The sequence below is a fragment of the Streptomyces sp. NPDC090022 genome, from assembly GCF_044748145.1.
Taxonomy (GTDB): Bacteria; Actinomycetota; Actinomycetes; order Streptomycetales; family Streptomycetaceae; genus Streptomyces.
Genome location: NZ_JBIVFN010000010.1, coordinates 37,502 through 59,566, shown reverse-complemented (window position 1 = coordinate 59,566; position 22,065 = coordinate 37,502). Strand labels below are relative to the sequence as shown.

The 22,065-nt window shown below is 73.9% G+C and carries 10 protein-coding genes; 9 read left to right on the top strand and 1 reads right to left on the bottom strand.

The annotated features are described in order from the left end of the window. Positions 1-70 precede the first annotated feature (70 nt). Entirely contained in the window at positions 71-1,018 is a 948-nt protein-coding gene (locus ACIPXB_RS19550) for a methionyl-tRNA formyltransferase (protein ID WP_401451376.1), read from the bottom strand. Between the two features lie 274 nt (positions 1,019-1,292). On the opposite strand from ACIPXB_RS19550, the gene ACIPXB_RS19545 reads away from it, so the two are divergent. From ACIPXB_RS19545 to ACIPXB_RS19505, 9 genes are all read left to right on the top strand, one after another. Beyond that, entirely contained in the window at positions 1,293-2,693 is a 1,401-nt protein-coding gene (locus ACIPXB_RS19545; protein WP_401451374.1) for a lysine N(6)-hydroxylase/L-ornithine N(5)-oxygenase family protein, read from the top strand. A gap of 11 nt (positions 2,694-2,704) precedes the next feature. Further along, positions 2,705-3,763: a FecCD family ABC transporter permease gene (locus ACIPXB_RS19540; RefSeq protein WP_401451372.1), complete on the top strand. Its 1,059-nt coding sequence runs from the start codon at positions 2,705-2,707 to the stop codon at positions 3,761-3,763. Continuing rightward, on the top strand, positions 3,760-4,821 hold the full coding sequence (locus tag ACIPXB_RS19535; RefSeq protein ID WP_401451370.1) for a FecCD family ABC transporter permease: 1,062 nt from the start codon (positions 3,760-3,762) through the stop codon (positions 4,819-4,821). Before ACIPXB_RS19540 ends, ACIPXB_RS19535 begins: the two co-directional genes overlap by 4 nt. 53 nt (positions 4,822-4,874) lie before the next feature. Beyond that, the gene (locus ACIPXB_RS19530) at positions 4,875-5,789 is read left to right on the top strand and encodes an ABC transporter ATP-binding protein (RefSeq protein ID WP_401451368.1); all 915 of its coding nucleotides are present in this window, start codon (positions 4,875-4,877) and stop codon (positions 5,787-5,789) included. 60 nt (positions 5,790-5,849) lie between these two features. Continuing rightward, positions 5,850-6,935 carry an iron-siderophore ABC transporter substrate-binding protein gene (locus ACIPXB_RS19525; protein ID WP_401451743.1) on the top strand — a complete coding sequence of 362 codons (1,086 nt, stop codon included), beginning with the start codon at positions 5,850-5,852 and terminating at the stop codon, positions 6,933-6,935. Positions 6,936-6,937: 2 nt separating this feature from the next. Further along, complete coding sequence (locus ACIPXB_RS19520) at positions 6,938-8,782, top strand: ABC transporter ATP-binding protein (protein ID WP_401451366.1); 1,845 nt, start codon at positions 6,938-6,940, stop codon at positions 8,780-8,782. A 7-nt stretch (positions 8,783-8,789) separates the two neighbouring features. Continuing rightward, positions 8,790-19,862: an amino acid adenylation domain-containing protein gene (locus tag ACIPXB_RS19515; protein WP_401451364.1), complete on the top strand. Its 11,073-nt coding sequence runs from the start codon at positions 8,790-8,792 to the stop codon at positions 19,860-19,862. Then, the gene (locus ACIPXB_RS19510; protein ID WP_401451362.1) at positions 19,849-21,549 is read left to right on the top strand and encodes an ABC transporter ATP-binding protein; all 1,701 of its coding nucleotides are present in this window, start codon (positions 19,849-19,851) and stop codon (positions 21,547-21,549) included. The genes ACIPXB_RS19515 and ACIPXB_RS19510 overlap by 14 nt, the downstream gene beginning before the upstream one ends. A gap of 197 nt (positions 21,550-21,746) precedes the next feature. Then, positions 21,747-22,016, top strand: coding sequence for a hypothetical protein (locus ACIPXB_RS19505; protein ID WP_401451360.1), 270 nt, complete (start codon positions 21,747-21,749; stop codon positions 22,014-22,016). Positions 22,017-22,065: the final 49 nt, after the last annotated feature.

Sequence of the window (22,065 nt, the reverse complement as noted above, 5' to 3'; positions counted from 1 at the left end):
GGCCAAGCCTACGCCCGAACGGCTCCGGGGTTCCTCCCGGCCGCCCGCCGTCCGCGGGGCCGACGGCTCCTCAGGGCCGGTGGGTGAGGTAGCCGCCCATGGAGGGGAAGTACTCGGCCGCGGGCAGCTCCCGGCCGTCCTCGGTCCGTACGCGGGTGATGGCCAGCCCGTGGTTGCGGCCCGTGCGGGCGTCGGCCCCCGCGACGATCACCACGCCGTCGCCCTCGCGGTAGAAGATCCGGCCGGGCGTACCGCCGTAGCGGCCCTGGGACACACAGGCCGACAGGACCTCCAGCCGCCTGCCCCGGTGGAAGGTGAAGGCGCTGGGGTACGGCTCGGACTGGGCGCGCACCAGGCGGTCCAGGTCCTGCGCGGGCCAGTTCCAGTCGATCCTGCTGTCCTCGACGGACCGCTTGTGGAAGAAGCTCGCCCGCGACCGGTCCTGGGGTACGAAGTCCCGCTGCCCGGAGGCGATCGCGTCGAGCGCGCCGACGACGACGGGGGCGATGAGGTCGACGGTCCGGTGGAAGAGGTCGGTGGCGGTGTCGCGGGGGCCGACGGGCACGGCCTCCTGGCGCACGATGTCGCCGGCGTCGAGTTCCTCGTTCATCATGTGCGCGGTCACGCCCACTTCCGTCTCGCCGTTGATCAGGGCCCAGATCAGCGGCGAGAAGCCGGCGTACTGCGGCAGCAGCGCGTCGTGGATGTTCAGCGTGCCGTGGCGGGGGAGGCCGAAGACGCGCGGGGGGAGCCAGGTGCGCCAGTTGTTGGCCACGATGATGTCCGGGTCGGCCGCCTTCAGGCGTTCGTACAGTTCGTCGTCGTCGGGGCGGCTGCGCAGCAGCACCGGGACGCCGTGCTCCTCGGCGAGGCCGGCGACGGAGTCGCTCCAGATCTTCTCGTAGGCGTGGTCGCTCCTGGGGTGCGTCACGACCAGCACCACGTCGTGCTCGGAGTCCAGCAGGGCTCGCAGGGTGCGGTGCCCCCAGGTCTGGTAACCGAACATGACGACCCGCATGGAGTTCCTCCTCGGAGCAGGGGGGAGTGACCACGGTCGAGTAAAGCAAGGCTTGCCTAAGCCGACAACCGGGCGCGTGAGGACTTCAGTTGACGGCTCCACCGGGTACGACCGCACCGGTGTGCCTATCGACAGCCCGCTTGAAATCAGCTTAGCCTTGCCTAAGTTTTGGGTCGCGGCTCTGCCGGTGTGCCCGGCTTCCGTGCTTCCCGATCCCGATCGACGGCCGCCTGCCCGCCGGGCGTGGCGGCTGCCCTCGCACGATGGGAGTGACATGGCACAGGCTCGTCCTGGCGACGCCCCGTTGACTCACGACCTCCTTGGCATCGGCTTCGGGCCGTCCAACGTGGCCATGGCGATAGCGGTCGGCGAGCACAACGCGCGCGTCGGCCGTCCGGAAACGGTCACCGCCCACTTCTTCGAACAGCAGCCGCGCTTCGGCTGGCACCGGGGCATGCTCATCGACGACGCGACCATGCAGGTGTCCTTCCTGAAGGACCTGGTGACGCTGCGGAACCCGGCCAGCGAGTACAGCTTCCTGTGCTACCTCAAGAGCCGGGGCCGGCTGATCGACTTCATCAACCACAAAAACTTCTTCCCGCTGCGGGTCGAGTTCCACGACTACTTCGAGTGGGCCGCCGGCCAGGTCGACGACGCGGTCTCCTACGGCCACGAGGTCGTCGGGGTCGCGCCCGTCGTCCGCCACGGAACAGTGGAGCACCTGGACGTGACGGTCCGCTCGGGGGAGGGACTCGGCCTCCACCGCGCCCGCAACCTCGTCATCGGCACCGGCCTGCGCCCCCGCATGCCCGACGGCATCGAGCGCACCGACCGCCTGTGGCACACCTGCGACCTGCTGGCGAAGGTCGACGCCCTGGAGGGCAGCGCACCCTCCCGGTTCATCGTCGTGGGCGCCGGGCAGAGCGCCGCCGAGAACGTCGCCTACCTGCACCGGCGCTTTCCCGGGGCCGAGATCTGCGCGGTCTTCTCCCGGTACGGGTACAGCCCCGCCGACGACAGCGGCTTCGCCAACCGGATCTTCGACCCGGAGGCGGTGGACGACTTCTTCGCCGCGCCCGAGGACGTCAAACGCCGGCTGATGGACTACCACCGCAACACCAACTACTCGGTGGTGGACATCGACCTGATCGACGACCTGTACCGGCAGATGTACCAGGAGAGGGTCCTGGGCACCGAACGGCTGCGCTTCCTCAACGTCTCCCGGCTGACCGGCGTCACGCAGACGGCCGGCGGGGTCCGCGCCACGGTGCAGTCCCTGGTCACCCGTGAGGAGACCGTCCTGGACGCGGACGTCGTGGTCTTCGCCACCGGCTACCGACCCGCCGACCCGCTCGCCCTCCTCGGCGAGGTCGCCGACCGCTGCCTCACCGACGCCGAGGGCCGGTTGCGCGTCGAGCGCGACTACCGCGTCGCCACCGAGCCCGAACTGCGCTGCGGCATCTACGTACAGGGCGGCACCGAGCACACGCACGGCATCACCTCGTCCCTGCTCTCCAACACCGCCGTCCGGGTCGGCGAGATCCTGGATTCGGTCCTCGACCGGGGCCGCAAGTCCGGCTCCGACGAGGTCCGCACGGTCGCCGACGGGGCGGGGCGGAACAGCGCGCCAGTGAGGTGTGGTCGACCGCGCATCCCGCGGGGCAACGAAGGGTAACGTACAGCGACATGGGCGCGATTGCAGTCGAGCGGCCCCTCACCGAGAAATCAACTGGGCTTCGCCAGCGGCGAGTTGTGGGTTCAGTGGTGCTCCTGGCGATCCTGCTGGGCGTCGCGGTGGTGTCGCTGGCCGTCGGCGCGCGCGCCCTGAGCCCGGCCGAGGTGTGGCACGGGCTGGCGGCGCCGCCGGACCCCGACCGGCACCTCACCGAGATCAGGCTCATCGTGCGCACCGTACGGGTGCCGCGGACGGTGCTCGCGGTCGTGGCGGGGGTGGCCCTGGGCGTCGCGGGCGCCCTGATCCAGGGGTACACGCGCAACCCGATCGCCGACACGGGCCTGCTCGGGGTGAACTCGGGCGCCTCGTTCGCGGTGGTGACCGTGATCGCGGTCTTCGGGTTCGCCGACCCGCTCGGCTACGTCTGGTTCGCCTTCCTGGGCGCGGCCCTCGCCGGCGTCGTCGTGTTCGGGCTGGCCAGCATCGGCCGGGGAGCGGGCAACCCGTTGACGCTCGCCCTGGCCGGGCAGGGGGTCGCGGTGTTCCTCGCAGCGATGACCACGGCGGTCGCGCTGTCGGACCGGGCGTCCCTGCACGCGCTGCGCCTGTGGAACGCCGGCTCCGTGGCGGGCGTCGGGTTCGCCGTCATCGGGCCGGTGGCCGCGTTCATCGCCGTCGGCCTGGTGCTGGCCCTGACCACGCTGCCCGCCCTCAACCTGCTCAACCTCGGTGAGGACGTGGCACGGGGGCTGGGCGTGAACCTCGCGCTGAGCCGGACCGTCGGCATCGTCGCCGTCACCCTGCTCGCGGGAGCGGCGACGGCGGCCTGCGGCCCCATCGCGTTCCTCGGCCTCATGGTGGCCCACGTGGCCCGGTACCTGACCGGGCCGGACTACCGCTGGCTGGTGCCGTACGCCGGTCTGCTCGGCGCGATCGTGCTGCTGGTCTGCGACATCGCGGGCCGGTTGCTGGTGCGGCCGGGCGAGCTGGACGCCGGCGTGGTGGTCGCGCTGCTGGGGGCGCCGTTCTTCGCGGTGCTGGTGTGGCGCGGAAAGTTCAAGAACGCGTGACCGGGGCCGAGGTGAAGGCGGTGGTGGCGCCGGGCGTGCGGCTCGGGCGCGTGTCGTTCGTCTGGCGGCCGTGGCAGGTGTGCGTCACGCTGCTGCTGGCCGCGGCCGCCTTCCTGGTGTTCTGCCTGTCCATCGGCGTCGGGGACTTCCCCATCGGCCTGCCCCGGGTGATCGCCGCGTTCCTGGGGCGGGGCGAGCAGGTCGACGCGTTCGTCATCATGGACCTGCGGATGCCGCGGGCCCTGGCCGGGCTCGTCGTCGGCGTCGCGCTCGGCGTGTCCGGGGCGATCACCCAGTCGGTGGCCCGCAATCCGCTGGCCAGCCCGGACATCCTGGGCATCACCGGCGGCGCCGGCGCCGCCGCGGTCCTCCTGGTGACGGTGTCGGGCGGGACGACGGCGGCGATCGCGGGGGCCGTGGGCCTGTCCGGGGCGGCGCTCGCGGGCGGCCTGGGCACCGGTCTGCTGGTGTACTTCCTGGCGTGGCGGCGCGGCATCGACGGCTTCCGGCTGATCCTCATCGGCATCTCGGTGAGCGCCGTCATGGAGGCCCTCGCCACCTGGCTGCTGGTCCAGGCCGACATCAGGGACGTGGCCCGGGCCCAGGCGTGGCTCATCGGGTCCCTGGACAACCGGTCGTGGGACGAGGTGCGGGTGGCGCTGTGGTGCACGGCCGTCCTCGTCGTCGTCGTGGCGGGCGCCGCCTTCCCGTTCAAACCGATGCACCTGGGCGACGACGTGGCCGCGGGGCTGGGCGTGCGGTACGCGGCCGTGCGCGCGGTGCTGCTCCTGTGCGCGGTCCTGCTGGCCGGCGTGGCGGTGAGCGCGGCCGGTCCGGTCCCGTTCGTCGCCCTGGTGGCCCCGCAGGTGGCGATGCGTCTGGTCAGGTGTCCGACACCGCCGGTGGTGGCCTCCGGCCTGGTGGGCGCCGTCCTGCTGACCGGCGCGGACCTGCTCGCGCGCACGGCGTTGCCGGTCACGCTGCCCGTCGGCGTGGTCACCGCCGCGATCGGCGGCCCCTTCCTCGTCCACCTCCTGGTACGGGCGAACCTGCGTTGACCGGCGTTCCGGCCGACGCGTTGTCCGGCAAGCACGATGAACAAGGGGGACCTGTGGCCACTCAGCACATCTCCGGGACCGCGGCCGGGGTTGCGGACACCGCACGGCTGGCCGCCCGGGGCGTCACGGTCGGGTACGGCGGCCGGAGCGTCATCGACGACCTCCACGTGGCGATCCCGCCCGGGGTGATCACCACCGTCATCGGCCCCAACGGTTGCGGGAAGTCGACGCTGCTGCGGACCCTGTCGCGGCTGCTGAGGCCGACCAGCGGGACGGTCGTCCTGGACGGCGAGGACATCGGCAGGCTCAGGACCCGGGACGTGGCGAAGAAGCTCGGCCTGCTGCCGCAGGCGCCGGTCGCGCCGGACGGGCTCACGGTGGCCGACCTGGTCGCCCGGGGCCGCCATCCGCACCAGAGCTGGCTGCGGCAGTGGTCCTCGGACGACGCCGACGTCGTGGCGCGGGCGCTGGCCATGACCGGGGTGTCGGACCTCGCCGACCGGCCGGTCGACGCGCTCTCCGGCGGCCAGCGCCAGCGCGTGTGGATCTCGATGACGCTGGCCCAGGGCACCGACCTGCTGCTGCTGGACGAGCCGACCACCTACCTGGACCTGGCGCACGCCGTCGACGTGCTCGACCTGGTGGACGACCTGCACGAGTCGGGGTGCACCGTGGTGATGGTGCTGCACGACCTCAATCTGGCGACGCGTTACAGCGACCACCTGATCGTGATGCGTGCGGGGTCGATCCTGGCCCAGGGCCACCCGTGCGAGGTCGTCACCGCCGAGCTGCTGCACGAGGCGTTCGGTCTGCGGGCCGAGGTGATCGACGATCCGGTCGGCGGGCGGCCGCTCGTCGTGCCCATCGGCCGTATGCACGTACGACCGAACCGGGCCGGGGCCGAGCGGGGGCAGTCGGACAAAGATACGCCACAAGTAAGGCTAGGCTCGCCTAAGTTGTCGCGGTAGGGTTTGGCTGCCCTCGGGCGGGACTGCAATGGATGGCACGAAAGCAAGGGATTGCGGATGCTGCTTCTCCATCGAACGGTTCGACCTGTACGACCCGTCGTCGCCGTACGGACGAAACCCTGGCGACGGATCGCGGCGGCCCTGGCCGCCACGACCCTCGGGGCCGGCCTCCTCGCCGGCTGCGGATCCGGCTCGGCGGACCCGGCCGACGAGAAGAGCGACAACGCCCCGGCCGCCGCGACCGGCACCTTCCCGGTCACCGTGGAGCACGCGTTCGGGTCCACGAAGGTCACCAAGGCGCCCCAGCGCGTCGTCTCCGTGGGCTACACCGACGACCAGGCGATCCTGGCGTTCGGCATCAAGCCCGTCGGCATGGTCGACCAGTACCCCAGTCCGCCGGGCACGTCGCCCGACATCAACACCCAGTGGCCCTGGGTGAAGGACAAGTGGGGCGACACCCGGCCCGAGGTCATCATGACCAACGGCGACGCCGGCCCGAACTACGAGAAGATCGCCGCCCTGCGCCCGGACCTGATCGTCGCGGTGTACTCCGAGATCGACCAGGCAGGCTACGACAAGCTGTCCAAGATCGCGCCGACGGTGGGCCGCACCAGGGCCGAGAAGGAACCCTTCAGCGCCCCGTGGCAGGACAACGCCGTCCACATCGCCAAGGCGCTCGGCCAGGAGGCCAAGGGCACCGAACTGGTCAAGGGCATCCAGGACAAGCTCGACGCGGCCAGGAAGGCGCACCCCGCCTTCGCCGGCCAGAAGGCCGTCGCGCTCTCCTGGTACAAGGACGCGGCGGCCCCGTTCACCTCCACCGACGTCCGCGGGCGCCTGGTGACGGGCATCGGCTTCACGTACCAGACCGAGATCGACAAGATCGCGGGCGGCAAGTTCTACACCACGCTCTCCCCCGAGCGCATGGACCTGATCGACGTCGACCGCATCTTCGTCATCAACGACAAGGCCGACACCGAGGCGCTGAAGAAGTCCGAACTGTTCGCCAACCTGGCCGCCGTCAAGAACGGCAAGGTGTCCTACCTGCTGGACGCGGAGGGCCCGGCGATCGGCGCGGCCATGTCCCAGGGCACCCTGCTCTCCCTGCCGTACGCGATCGACGAGCTCGTGAAGTCGGCCGGCTGAGCGTGAGCGCCACCGACACGCGCCCCGCCCCGTCGTCCCTGCGCACCACGACGGGACGCGAGGCCACCCGCTGGGTGGTGGCGCACGTGCGCGAGGCGCCGTGGCTGACCTCGGCCACCGTCGTGACGACCGTGGCCGGGGCGGCGCTCCAGGTCCTCCCGCTGCTCCTGCTCGGCCGGGTCGTCGACGCGGTCGTCGCGGGCGGACCGCGCTCGGTCCTGGTCACGACAGGGGCCCTGATGGTGGCCGCCGCGCTGCTCGGCGCGGCGGCCACCGCCCTGTCCGCCTACCTGGTCGGGCGGCTCGGCGCGGACCTGCTCGCGAAGCTGCGCGAAGGCGCCGTACGGGCGGTGCTCGGAATGCCGAGCGCCCGGATCGAGCAGGTCGGCCGGGGAGACGTGCTCTCCCGGGTCGGCGACGACGTCGCCGTGCTCTCCCGGGGCATCCGTACGGCCGTTCCCACCGTGTTCTCCGCCGGCGTCCTGGTCGTCATCGCCACGCTCGGCATGTTCGGCCTGGACTGGCGCCTCGGCCTCGCGGGCGCCGGCGCGCTGCCCGCGTACGCCCTGGCCCTGCGCTGGTACCTGCCCCGCTCCGCCCCGCTCTACCGCAGGCAGCGCGTGGTCCAGGCCGACCGGGCGCAGGCACTGATCAGCGGGCTCAACGGGATCGACACCGTCCGGGCCTACCGCCTCGAAGAGGCCGTCCGGGCGAAGGTCACCGACGAGTCGTGGCGGGTGCGCGAGCTCGGCATCGAGGTGTTCCGGCTCTTCGGCCGGTTCGTCGGCCGGGAGAACCGCGCCGAGTTCATCGGGCTGGTCCTGATCATCGTGGTGGGGTACGCCCTGCTGGAGGCCGACGCCGCGAGCCTGGGCGAGGTGTCGGCGGCCCCGCTGCTGTTCCACCGGCTGTTCACCCCGCTGGGCGCCATCATGTTCACCTTCGACGAGGCGCAGAAGTCCGGCGCGAGCCTGACCCGGCTGGTCGGCGTGCTCGGGGAGCGGGCCGAGGACCGGCTGGTGGGCGACCGGGCCGTCACGCCGGCCCCCGCCGCGGCGTACCCGGTGACGGTACGAGGGCTGACGTTCCGCTACCCCGGCACCGACGAACCCGTGCTGCGCGACGTCGACCTGACCATCCCGGCCGGCGGTTCGCTCGCGCTGGTCGGGGCGACGGGCGCCGGGAAATCGACCCTGGCCGCACTGATCGCCGGCATCGGCACCCCGCAGACCGGGTCGGTGCACGTCGGGTCCACCGACCTCGCCGGCCTGGACGAGGCCGGGGCCCGCACACTGGTGAGCATCCTGACCCAGGAGACGCACGTGTTCTCCGGCCCGCTCGCCGACGACCTCAGACTGGCGGCGCCGGAGGCGACCGACGCCGAACTGACGGCCGCGCTGCACACCGTCGGCGCCGGCGCGTGGGTGGACGCGCTGCCCGACGGGCTGCGGACCCCCGTCGGCGAGGGCGGCGAACGCCTGGAGGCCACCAAGGTCGCCCAGATCGCGCTGGCCCGGCTGGTGCTCGGCCGCACCCCCGTGGTGGTGCTCGACGAGTCGACGGCGGAGGCGGGCAGCGAAGGCGCGGCGGAACTGGAACGGGCCGTACTCGCCGCGTGCGCGGGCCGGACCACGCTGTTCGTGGCGCACCGGCTCACCCAGGCCATGGCGGCCGACCGGATCGCCGTACTCGACGCGGGACGCGTCGTGGAACACGGCACGCACGAGGAACTGGTGGCCCTGGGCGGCGGATACGCCCGCCTCTGGCGGGCCTGGCGCGGGGGAAGCCAGCCCACCCACCCCGGAGCCGCGGGGCGGAACAACCGGCCGAATGTGAAAGGGCGTTGAGTCTTCGATGACCGAACCGACCACGCGCATCGTGCGGCTTTCTCCCCCACGTCTGGCCGGTGTACGCCGCAGAGCCGGTGACTACGCCGACCGGACCATCGCCGTGGCCTGCTCGATCGGGCTGGCCTACTGGGCCGGCCGCCACGGCGCCGCCGGCACCCCCGACGTCCTCGCGGACGGCACGGAACTCACTCCCGCCACCCCGTTCACCGACGTCCTCGGCCGGGCCGAGAAGGGCGCCGCCCCACCGGCCGGCTGGGACGTGGGCGCGGACGGCCGCAGCATCACCGTCCCGGACGGCGTCGCGGCGGCCGCCGCACAGCTGGCCCTGGACGACCTCGCCGACTTCCCGGACCGGCCGCTCGGCACCATCGGCCCCTCCGGCGTCGCGGCCAGGATCGAGACCCTGGCCCGCTGGAACGACACCGCGGCGGACCGCGACCGCCCCACCGTCGTGGAGCTGTTCCGTGAACAGGCCCGCACCCGGCCGGACGCCGTCGCGATCACCGACGAACACCGGTCCCTGACGTACGCCCAGGCCGCCGACCTCTCCAGCCGGCTCGCCCACCACCTGATCGCCCGCGGCATCACCGCCGAACAGGTCGTCGGCATCTCCCTGCCCCGCTCCGCCGACATGGTGATCGCCCTCCTCGCCGTCCTCCAGGCGGGCGCCGCGTTCGTGCCGCTCGACCCGCAGTGGCCGGCGGCCCGCCGGGCCGTCGTCATCGAGGACGCCGGCGTCGTCCTCCAACTGGCCCGTACCGGGGCACACCACCCGGGCGAACCGGACGCCTTACCCGTCGACCTCGGCGACTGGCGCTACGACGACCGCCCCGGCGGGACCACCGTCACCGTCCCCGGCGCCGCCCTGGCCTACGTCATCTTCACGTCCGGATCGACCGGCCGGCCCAAGGGTGCGATGATCCGCCACGAGGCCATCAGCGAGCGCCTGCTGTGGCAGTCCCGCGAGATCCTCGGCTTCGGGCCCGACGACGCCGCACTGTTCAAGGCGCCGCTCTCCTTCGACATCTCCATCAACGAGGTCTTCCTGCCGCTGGTGACCGGCGGCCGCCTGGTGGTCCTGCGGCCCTGCGGCGAACGCGACCCGCACCATCTGCTGAGCGTCATCGCCGAACAGCGCGTCACCTTCACCTACCTGGTGTCGTCCATGCTGGACGTGCTCCTGGAGATCGCCGGCGACTCCGGCCGCCTCGACAGCCTGCGCCACGTGTGGTGCGGCGGCGAAGTGCTGACCCCGGAGCTGTACGAGCGGTTCCGCACCCGCCTCGGCATACCCCTCTACCACGGCTACGGCCCGGCCGAGACGACCATCGGCGTCTCGCACGTCGTCTACCGGGGCGCCGCCGAACGGCTGTCGACCTCGATCGGCCGCGCCAACCCCAACACCCAGCTGTACGTGCTGGACGGCGAGCTGCGCCCGGTCCCGGTCGGGGCCGGCGGCGAGCTGTACGTGGGCGGCTTCCTCCTGGGCCGCGGCTACGCCGGCGCACCGGGCCTGACGGCCTCCCGGTTCGTCGCCAACCCCTTCGCCGCGGACGGCTCCCGGCTCTACCGCACCGGAGACCTCGCCCGGTTCGCCCCCGACGGCTCCCTGGACTTCCTCGGCCGCGCCGACAACCAGGTCAAGATCCGCGGCATGCGGCTGGAGACCGAGGACGTCGAGGCCGGCCTCGCCGAGCACCCCGGCGTACGGCACACCTGCGTCGTGGCCCGCACGAACACCGCCGGCGGCACCTACCTGGTGGGGTACGTGATCCCGGCCGCCGGGAGCGAGGACCTGCGGGCCCAGGACGTCAAGGACTGGGCCGCCGGGCACCTGGTCGCCTACATGGTGCCCGCCCACATCGTGGTGCTGGGGGAGTTCCCGCTCACCGCGAACGGCAAGCTCGACCGCGGCGCGCTGCCGGAACCCGACCGCGGCGACACGGGCCCGCTCACCGCGCCCGCCACCGAGAACGAACGCCTGGTCTGCGCGGCCGCCGCGGCCGTCCTGCGGCTCGAGCGGGCCGGCGTCGACCAGGACTTCTTCCAGCTCGGCGGCGACAGCATCCTGGCGATCTCCCTGATCGGCGCGCTGCGCGACGCGGGACTGCACGTCACGGCACGGCAGGTCTTCACCCACAGCGTCCTCGGCGCGCTGGCCGCGGTCGCGCGCCGGCAGGGCGACGCCCCCGTGGACCACGACGACGTCGCCACCGGATCCGTCGCCGGGGCGCCCATCGTACGGTGGCTCGGCGAGACCACCGACGCCATCGACGGGTTCGTGCAGTCGGTGGTGCTGAACACCCCCGCGGACCTCACCGCCGCCGCCCTCGACGAGATCCTCGACGCCGTGCTCGTACGCCACGACATGCTGCGCGCCCGGCTGGTGCGCGGCGAGCGCTGGAGCTTCGAGATCCCGGAGGCCGACCGGTCCGACCCGGCCGGCCGGGCCGATGCCGGGGCCGGGGACCGGCGGGTCCGGCAGGAGAGCGAGCTGCCGCTCGACGCCTGCCTCGCCCACGCCACCGCCGGCCTCGACCCCGACGGCGGCGTGATGCTGCGCGCCGTGTGGCGCCGCGCCGCACGGCAACTGGTCCTGGTCGCCCACCACGTGGTGATCGACGGCGTGTCCTGGCGGATCCTGCAGGCGGACCTGGCCACCGCCTGGCGGCAGGTCTCCCGCGGCGAGCCGGCCGAACTCCCGCCCGTGGGCACGTCGTTCCGGCGCTGGACCCAGCTGCTGGAGCGTACGCCGTTCGACGCGGACCGGGCCCACTACCGGCGCCCCCTGCCCGGCCCGGACGCACCGCTCGGCAGGCGGGCGCTGTCCGCCGCCGACACCGTCGCCCGGGAGCGGCTGACGACGGTCGCGGTCGGCCCCGAGGTCACCGCCGCGCTGCTGGGAGCGGTCCCCGCGCGGTTTCACGCCGGCGTCGACGACGTCCTGCTGACCGCCCTCGCCGTCACCCTCGCCCGCCGGCGCCGCGACCTGGGCCAGGACCAGACGTTCGCCCTCGTCGAACTGGAGGGCCACGGCCGAGAAGGCCACCTCGTGGCGGCGACCGCCGGCTTCGAACCCGAACTCTCCCGGACCGTCGGCTGGTTCACCACCCTCCACCCGGTGACCGTGGACCCGGGACCCGCCACCGACCCCACCGCTCCCGGCTACCTGGCGGCCGCCCTCAAGGCGGTCAAGGAGGACCTCGCCCGGGTGCCCGGCCACGGCCTCTCCTACGGAGCCCTGCGCTACCTGCACGGCGCCGCGTTCGACACTCCCGCCCCCCAGGTGCTGTTCAACTACCTGGGCCGCTTCGACGCGGGAGCGGCCGGCGACTGGGAACTCGCCCACACCACCGGCCAGCTGGGCGAGCGGCGCGACCCCAGGATGCGGCTGCCGCGCGCCCTCGAGTTCAACGCGATCGCCGAACCCGCCCCGGCCGGCGGCTACGAGCTGATCACCACCCTCTCCTGGCCCGACGGGATGTTCACCGACGAGGACATCGCCGCCATCGGCGGCTCCTTCCGCGAGGCCCTGACCGGGCTCGCCGGGCTCGCCGGGCTCGACGTGGGCGGCCACTCGCCCAGCGACTTCCCCCTCACGGCGCTCACCCAGGCCGACGTCGACGAACTGGACGGCCCCGAGCTGCGGGACGTCCTGCCGCTCACCCCGCTCCAGGAGGGCCTGTACTTCCACTCGGTCTTCGACGACACCGCCGGCGCCTACGTCGAGCAGCAACTGCTCACCCTGGCCGGGGAGGTGGACCCCGACCGGCTCGCGGCCGCCGCCACCCGGCTGCTCACCCTCTTCCCCAACCTCGCCGCGCGGTTCGCCCCGCTCGCCGACGGCCGGGTGGTCTGCGTGCTCGAAGGCGGCATCCGGATCCCGTTCACCACCCTGGACCGCCCCGGCATCACCGACGAGGAGATCCGCGACCTCGCCGAGCAGGACCGCCGTGCCGGGTTCGACCTGGCCACCGGCCCGCTGATGCGGTTCACGCTGATCCGCGCGGGCGCCGGGCGCGCGACCCTCGTCCAGACCGTGCACCACCTCGTCGCCGACGGCTGGTCGGTGCCGCCGATGCTCCGCGCACTGCTGGCCGAGTACCACGCGCCGGGCTCCGGCCGCCCGCTGGGCGGCTTCGCCGACCACGTACGCCGGCTGGCCGCACGCGACGAGGACGAGAGCGACCTGGTCTGGCGCGAGCAGCTCGCCGGGCTCCCCGGTCCGTCGCTGGTCGCCGAGGGCCACACGCCCTCCGACCGGTACGCCGACACGGCCGTGGAACCGGCGGACGGCATCGACTCCGCCGTCCGGGCGGCGGGCGTACCGCTGAGCGTGGCCGTCCACAGCGCCTGGGCGCTGACACTGGGCGGCGTCCTGCACCGCCAGGACGTCGTGTTCGGCTCCACGGTGTCCGGCCGGGACGCGGACGTGCCCGGCATCGAGGACATGGTGGGCCTGTTCATCAACACGATCCCCGTGCGCGCCCGGTGGGACGCTGCGACGACGGCGCGCGAGCTGCTCGCCACGGTGGCGGCGCACCAGAGCGCCGTACGGGCGCACCAGCACGTCTCGCTCGCCCGCATCAGCCGTCAGGCCGGGGCCGGGCCGCTGTTCGACACCCTGGTCGTCTTCGACGTCGCGACCGACGTGGCCGCCCTGCGCGGACCCGACGACACCCTGGTGATCACCGGCATCGTGAACGAGGGCGCCCCGCATTACCCGTTGACGCTCGTCGCCGAGCGCACGCCCGACGGCCGGCCGCGCTTCGACCTGATCCACGACGGGGCGCTGCTGCGCGAGGCGGGCGCCCGCGCGCTCCTGGAGACGTTCACCCGCACCCTCACCGGCCTGCTCACCCGGCCGGACGCCGCCGTCCCCGGACTCGCCGCCGCCCCGGCGCTCCGCGACCCCCGGGGACCCGCGCGCATCACCCCGATCACCCTCGGCGCGCTCTTCGACGCCGCCGCGGACCGCGACCCGGCCGCCACCGCCGTCACCCAGTGCGCACTCGACGGTGCGACCCGCTCACTGACCTACGGCGCACTGGCGGACGCGAAGAACACGCTGGCCGCCGCCCTGCGCGCGGCCGGTGCCGGGCCGGGCGAACGGATCGCCGTCGCCGTCCCGCGCTCGCTGGAACAGGTCGTCGCCCTGGTCGCCGTCGTCAGCGCGGGCGGCGCGTACGTACCGCTGGACCTCGCCCACCCGGACGAACGCCTGGAGTACGTGCTGGCCGACGCGGCCCCCCGGGTCGTCCTCGTGGACCGCGAGCAGCGGGACCGCTTCACGCGGCTGCTGGCGCGGGCGGGCGTACCGGCGCGCGTGCTCGTCCAGGGCGACGAGCCGCCGGTGCCCGCCCCCGCCCCCGCTCCGGCCCCCGCCGACTCCGGCGCCGCCGGCTGGCACGACCCCGCGTACGTCATCTACACCTCGGGCTCGACCGGCCGGCCCAAGGGCGTGGTCGTGCCGCACTCCAGCGTGGTGACCCTGCTCGCGAACACCTGGCACGAGATGGACTTCGGCCCGGACGACGTCTGGGTCCAGTTCCACTCCTACGCCTTCGACTTCGCGGTCTGGGAGCTGTGGGGCGCGCTGGCGCACGGCGGCGAACTCCTGGTGCCGGAGTACGCCCTGACCCGCTCCCCGGTCGACTTCCACCGTCTGGTGCGCGAGCACGCGGTCACCGTGCTCAACCAGACCCCCTCGGCCTTCTACCAGTTCATCGAGGCCGACCGGCGGGCCGGCGAGCCGCTGCCCGCCCTGCGCCGGATCGTCTTCGGGGGCGAGGCGCTGGACCTCGGGCGGTTGCGCGGCTGGGTCGAACGGCACGGCACCGCCGCGCCCGATCTGGTCAACATGTACGGCATCACCGAGACCACCGTCCACGTCACCCACCGGGTCCTGACCGACGAGGACTTCCGTGCCGGGGACCCCGTCAGCCCGATCGGAGCCCCGCTCCCCGGCCTGGTCACCCACCTCCTCGACGAGCGGCTGCGACCGGTGCCGCCGGGCCGGGTGGGTGCCATCTACGTCGCCGGCGACCAGGTCTCGCTGGGCTACCTGGGCCGGCCGGGCCTGACCGCGGGCCGGTTCGTGGCGGACCCGTTCGCCGGCGACGGCTCCCGCATGTACCACACGGGCGACCTCGCCCGCCGTACCCTCGACGGCGAGCTGGAGTTCACGGGCCGCTCCGACGACCAGGTGCAGCTCAAGGGGTTCCGCATCGAGCCCGGGGAGGTGGAGGCGGCGATCAGGGAGATCGACGGCGTGCTCGACGCGGCCGTCACCGTCGCGGACAGCGGCGACCACCTGGTGGCCCACGTCGTGGGCCACGTGCCGGGCGACCTCCCCGGCCTGCTGTCCGGGAAGCTGCCCGCGCACATGGTGCCCGGCCGGGTGCTGCCGGCCGACGCCCTGCCGCTGACCGTCAACGGCAAACTGGACCGCACGGCCCTGACCGAGCGCGCCGCACGCCACGACGCACGGCCGGCCGGGACCGTGCCCGCCGCGGGCTCCGCGCTCACGGCCCTGACAGGAATCTTCACCGAGACGCTGCCGGGCACCGCCGTGGCCGCGGACAGCGACTTCTTCCGGGCCGGCGGCGACAGCATCCTCGCCATCACCGTGGTCAACCGGGCCAGGGCGCTCGGCCTCGCCCTCGCGCCCCGGGACGTCTTCCTGCTGCGGACCCCGCGCGCCCTCGCCGAACACCTCGGGACGACCACACCGGCGACACCGGGCACACCGGGCACACCGGGGACGACAGGGACACCGGGCGCCCCCGGGTCCGCCCCGGCCCGCCACGAGGACGGCCCCGTCACGCCGACGCCGATCATCCTGCGCCAGCGGCAACTGGGCGCCTCCCTCGCCCGGTTCGCCCAGGCCAGGGCCCTCGCCGCACCCGAGAGCACCGGGTACGCCGACGCCGTGCGGGCCGCGAACGCCGTCGTGGCCGCCCACCCGGCGCTGCGGCTGCGACTGCGCGTCGAGCACGGGGTGTGGACCCTGAGCACCGAACCCGCCCGGGAGATCACGGTCACCCGCACGGAGGGCGCGACGGACGCCACGGATCCGACCGCGGCGGCGAACGAGGCCGCCGGACGGCTCGACCCCGAGGCGGGGGAGGTCATCGCCTTCACCTGGCTGGACGCGCACCGCACCCTCGTGGTCACCGCGCACCACCTCGCCGTCGACACCGTCTCCTGGCTGGTCCTCCTCGACGACCTGGCCACCGCCCTGCGGGGCCGGCCCCTGCCCCCACCGACCACCTCCTACGCCGACTACGCGCGGGCCCTGGCCGACCAGGCCGCCCACGCCCCGGTCACCGACGCCCTCGGGCACTGGACGGACACCCTCCAGGCGCCCCCGCTGCTCCCCGGCGCCGGCACACCGCCCGCGCCCGCCACCGGGACCGTCGTGGTCCTCGGCCCCGGAGCGAGCGACCTCGTCACGCGCACCGCGCCCGCCGCCCTCGGCGTCGACCTCACCGAGCTGCTGTGCGGCGCCCTGCGCACCGCCCTCACCCACGTCCAGACCTCGCCCACCGATCTCGCCATCGACCTGGAGCGGCACGGGCGCGTCCCGGTGCTGCCCGACCACGACTACACCCGTACGGTCGGCTGGTTCACCGCCATCGCGCCCGTACGGCTCACCCCGCACACCGACCCCGTGGCGGCGGCCCGCGAGGCCGCCGCCCGCCGGCCCGACGAGCGCGCGCACACCGCGTACGGCCAGCTGCGCCACCTCAACCCGCAGACGGCCCCGCTGCTGGCCGCCCAACCCCAGGTGCTGCTCAACTACCTCGGCCGGGGCGAGGAGTCGCAGGCCCTGCGCATCACCGGCGGCGAGCCGGACAGCCCGTACGCCGTCGAGGTCAACGCCTGGACCGACGCGGCCACCGGCAGCCTGCACGCGGCCTTCACCCTCGCCGAGAGCGTACCCCGGGAGATCACCGGGCACTGGACCGACGCCCTGGAACGGATCGCGGACGCCGCCGGGTCGGCCGAGCGCACCGCGCCGGTCACCCCGCTCCAGCGGGGCCTGTACTTCCAGGCGCAGCTGGCCGGCCCGGCCGGGCGCTACGTCGCACAGAGCTGGTTCACCTTCGACCGGCGCCTGGACACCGGCGCGCTGGCCGACGCGATGGCGTGGGTGATCGCCCGGCACCCGGTGGTGGGCGCCGGATTCACCACCGACGAGCGCGGGAATCCGGTCCAGGTCCTCGCGGCGGGCCGGCGGGTCGGCGTACGCACCCTCACTCTCGCCGCGGACGCGGACGTCGACGCCCTGCTCGCCCGGGACCGCGACACCGGGTTCGACCCCGGCGAGCCGCCGCTGATCCGGCTGACCGTCGTCCATCTGCCGGACGGCCATGACGGCCTGCTGCTGAGCCACCACCTGCTGCTGTGGGACGGCTGGTCCCGCGAGATCGTGCTGAGGGACCTGTTCGACGCCTACGAGGCGGCCACCCTGGGCACGTTGCGGCCCCCGGTCCCGGCCGCGCCCGGCTTCGAGGACCACGCCCGGGAGCTGGACGCCAAGGACCCCGCCGAGGCGGAGCGTTTCTGGGCGCGGCATCTGACCGGCCTGTCCGGCCCGACGCTGCTGGCCGGGCCGGCGCCCGCCCTGGTCGACGACCTGCCGCGGGCCCTCGTGCACACGCTCTCCGCCGAGGGCTCGCAGCTGCTGCGGGACGCGGCCCGGGCCCACGGCGTCACCCTGAACGCCGTACTGACCGGTGGTTTCGGTCTCCTGCTGGGCGCCCGTACGGGCCGCGCCGACGCCGTGTTCGGTGTCACCGTCTCCGGCCGGGAGGGCGAGGGCCGCTCCGGCATCGTCGGAGTGCTGCTCAACACGGTGCCCCAGTGGACGCGGCCCCGGCCCCACGACACGGTCCGCGCGTACCTGACGGCCGTGCAGGAGGCCCGGGTGGAGGCGATGGAGCACGAACACCTCGGGCTCGGCGAGATCCAGCGGGCCGGCGGCCACGACACCCTGTTCGACAACCTGTTCGTGCTCCAGAACTTCCTGGACCTCGACGCGTTCGCCGAGATGAACGCCCGGCACGGCATCACCTCCGTCCGGGCCGACGACTCCACGCACTACCCCTTCACCTGGGTCGTCACCCCCGGCGAGCGGCTCACGGTCAAGCTGGAGTACCGCGACCACGACACCCCGGCCGCCCGCCGCCTCCTGGCCGACTACCTGCGCGTCCTGGACGACCTCGCCCGCGCCACCGGCCCCGTCGGCGCCCTGCCGGGCCTGGCGCCCCCGCCCGGGTCCGCCGGCCGTACCGGCATCGGCACGGACACCGTCGTCGACCGCTTCGACCGGGCGGCGGACCGCCACCCCGACCGCGTCGCCCTCGTCGCCCACGGCCGCACCCTGACCTTCGGGCGGCTGCGCGACCGCAGCCGCGAGGTCGCCGGCGTCCTCGCCGGGCGCGGCATCGGGCCCGAGCGGACCGTGGGGCTGGCCATCCCGCGCTCGCTCGACTCGATCGTGGCGCTGTTCGCCGTCCTGCGCACCGGCGCCGCGTACGTCCCGCTGGAACTGGACCACCCCGACGAGCGGATCGCCGCCATCGTCGCGGACGCCCGCCCCGATGTGATCCTCACCGTCGGTTCCGTCGCGCCGCGGCTCACCGGGGACCTGATCGAGCTGGACCGGCCCCTGCCCGCAGCCGAGCCGTACCGGACCTTCGCCCCCGACGACCCGCACCGCCTGCGCCACCCCGCCTACACGATCTACACCTCCGGTTCCACCGGGCGGCCCAAGGGCGTGGTGACCGAGTACGCCGGGCTCACCAATATGCTGATCAACCATCAGCGCAGGATCTTCGAACCGGTGCTGGCCGCCCACGGACACCGCGTCTTCCGCATCGCCCACACCGTCTCCTTCGCCTTCGACATGTCGTGGGAGGAGCTGCTGTGGCTCGCCGACGGCCACGAGGTGCACATCTGCGACGAGGAACTGCGCCGGGACGCCCCCCGGCTGGTCGAGTACTGCCTCGCGCACGCCGTCGACGTCATCAACGTCACCCCCACCTACGCCCAGCAACTGGTCGCCGAGGGCCTCCTCGACGACCCGCGGCGGCGGCCGCCCCTGGTCCTGCTGGGCGGCGAGGCCGTCACCCCGGCCCTCTGGCAGCGCCTCGCCGAGACCGGGGGCACGGCCGGATACAACCTGTACGGGCCCACCGAGTACACCATCAACACCCTCGGCGTCGGCACCTTCGAATGCCAGGACCCGGTCGTGGGCGTCGCCATCGACAACACCGACGTGTACGTCCTGGACCCGTGGCTGCGGCCGCTGCCGGACGGCGTACCCGGCGAGCTGTACGTGGCGGGCATCGGCATCGCCCGCGGCTACCTCGGGCAGCCCGGACAGACCGCGCACCGCTTCGTCGCCTGCCCGTTCGGCACCCCCGGGACGCGGATGTACCGCACCGGCGACCTGGTGGCCCGCCGGCCCGACGGCAACCTCGTGTACCTCGGCCGCACCGACCAGCAGGTCAAGATCCGCGGCCACCGGGTCGAACCCGGCGAGGTCGAGGCCGCGTTCGCCGCGCACCCGGCCGTACGGTTCGCCGCCGCGGTCGCCCAGCCCGACCCGCAGGTCGACGGCGCCCACCGGCTGGCCGCCTACCTGGTCCTGGCGGCCGGCGCGAGCCTGGCGGCGGTCGCCGCCGAGGTGGGCGCCGCCCTCCCGGACTTCCTGCGCCCCACCCACTACGCCGAGGTCGACGCCATCCCGCTCACCGTCAACGGGAAGGCCGACACCTTGGCCCTGCCCGAGGCCCGGCCGCTGGGCGCGCTGACCACGGCGGGGGAGCGGGGACCGCGGACCCCGGCCGAGACCGCCGTGTGCGCGTTCTTCGCCGAAGCCCTGGACCTGGACGACGACGAGGTGAGCGCGGTGAGCGACTTCGTGTCCCTCGGAGGACACTCCATGCTGGCGGTACGGCTGATCGGACTGCTCCGGCGCGCGTACGGTCCCGTCATCACCATCCGTGACCTGTTCACCCTGCGCACCCCCGAAGCGATTGCCCGGCACCTCGATGACCACGCCTGAGACCCTGGGACCCCGCACCGGGTCCGCCATCCTGCGCACCGCCCTGCGCCGCAACGTCGGCGCCATGGCCGCGGGCACCCTCCTCATGGGCCTGTACCAGGCGGGCGAGACCGCCTTCCCCATCGCGCTCGGCCTCATCGTCGAGCACACGATGCGCGGGCGCGGCGCCGACGCGCTCCTCCTGTCGATCGGCGCGCTGGCCGTCATCATCACGACCGTGTCCCTGTCGTGGCGGTTCGGCATGCGCATCCTGCAGAAGGCCAACACGACCGAGGCGCACCGCTGGCGCGTACAGGTCGCCGACCGCGGACTCCAGCCGGTGGCCCGGGACCACGATCTGAAATCCGGTGAGGTGCTGACCATCGCCACCGAGGACGCCGACCAGACCGCCGACATCATCGAGGTCGTGCCGCTGCTGATCAGTTCGCTGGTCGCCGTGTTGGTGGCGGCGGTCGCGCTGGGGCTGGCCGACCCGAGGCTGGGCGCGCTGGTGATCGCGGGAACCGTCGCGATCCTGTCGGTCCTGTCCGTCCTGTCCCGGCGGATCGGCTCCAGCACCCGCGAGCAGCAGGCCCGGGTGGCACGGGCGGGCGCGAAGGTGGCCGACCTGATCACCGGCCTGCGCCCGCTGCACGGCTTCGGCGGCAACCACGCGGCGTTCCGCTCCTACCGCAAGGTCAGCACCGAGGCGAGGCACCAGGCGGTGACGGTGGCCGTCGCCAACGGCGCCTACGCGGGCAGCGCCATGGCCCTCAACGCGGTCCTGGCCGCGGCCGTGACCCTCACCGCGGGATGGCTGGCCTTCGACGGCCGGATCACCATCGGGGAACTGGTGATGGCCGTGGGGCTGGCCCAGTTCATCATGGAGCCCCTGAAGATGTTCTCGGACATGCCCAAGTACGTGATGATGGCGCGGGCGTCGGCGGACCGGATGGCGCTGGTACTGGCCGCACCGGCGGTGGCCGCCCCGGGGACCGGACGTCCGGCCCCGGGCGGGGACCTGGAGATCGACTGCGTCCGGTACGGAGCCCTGCGCGCCCTGAAGTTCCAGGTGCCCGCCGGCGCGTTCGTGGCGATCGCCGCCCACCAGCCGCGCGCGGCGGCCGATCTGGCGGCGGTGCTGGCCGTGCGGGTCCCGCCCGGCGCGTACGAGGGAGTGGTGCGCGTCGGCGGGCAGGAGCTCGCCGACCTGTCCGTCGCGGCGATCCGGGCGTACCTGCTGGTCAACCCGTACGAGGCGGAGATCTTCGCCGGCACCCTGCGGACGAACATCGACCCGTCGGGCACCAGCGGTTCGGTCCCCGAGGCCGTCGAGGCGTCCCTGCTCACCGATGTCGTCGCCCTGTACCCCGAGGGACTCGACCACGGCGTGCGCGACCGCGGTGCGAACCTCTCCGGCGGCCAGCGCCAGCGGCTCTCCCTGGCCCGCGCGCTCGCCGCCGACCGCGAGATCCTCGTCCTGCACGACCCGACGACGGCCGTCGACGCGGTCACCGAGCAGCTCATCGCGCGGCGGGTCGCCGCCCTGCGCCGGGGCCGCACCACCCTCGTCATCACCACCAGTCCGGCCTTCCTGGACGCCGCCGACCGGGTCCTGGTCCTGGACGAGGGCGTGATCACCGCCGAGGACACCCACCGCAACCTGCTGGCCACCGACGAGGACTACGGCCGGGCCGTGGCCCGGTGACAGCCGTCAGGGGGTGCGGGCGGCAGCGGGCTGCTCTAGCGTCGAACATGGAGGGGAAGCCCTGCCGAGCCGGTCCGGGACGGGGTCCGGGCCCTGGTGCGGCCCGTCGGCCGCGTGCGCTCGGCGCCGTTCCCACGCGGGTCCGGCCGCCTCGGGTTCCCGGGCCGCGTGACGATCTCGGAGAGCAGGTGCGTCCCATGCGCACGTCAACCCGTTTCGCAGGCGTTCTCGCCGGCCTGGTCCTCGCCCTCGGCGGCGCGGCCTTCACGGTGCCCGCCGCCCACGCCGACGTCTCGGAGTGCGTCGACGTGGTCGAGCGGGAGCTGCAGGGCGGCGAGGCCCCGGAGGCCGTCCGGATGGCCTGTGAGGCCGCTTCCACCGGCGCACACGAGGGTTGCGTCGACGTGCTCGGCAAGGACTACGTGAGCGACGGGACCGCGGTGTCCGCCTGTACCGTGGCGCCGTAGCCGTAGCCGTAGCCGTAGCCGCAGCCGCAGCGCTCGCCCCGCCGTCGCC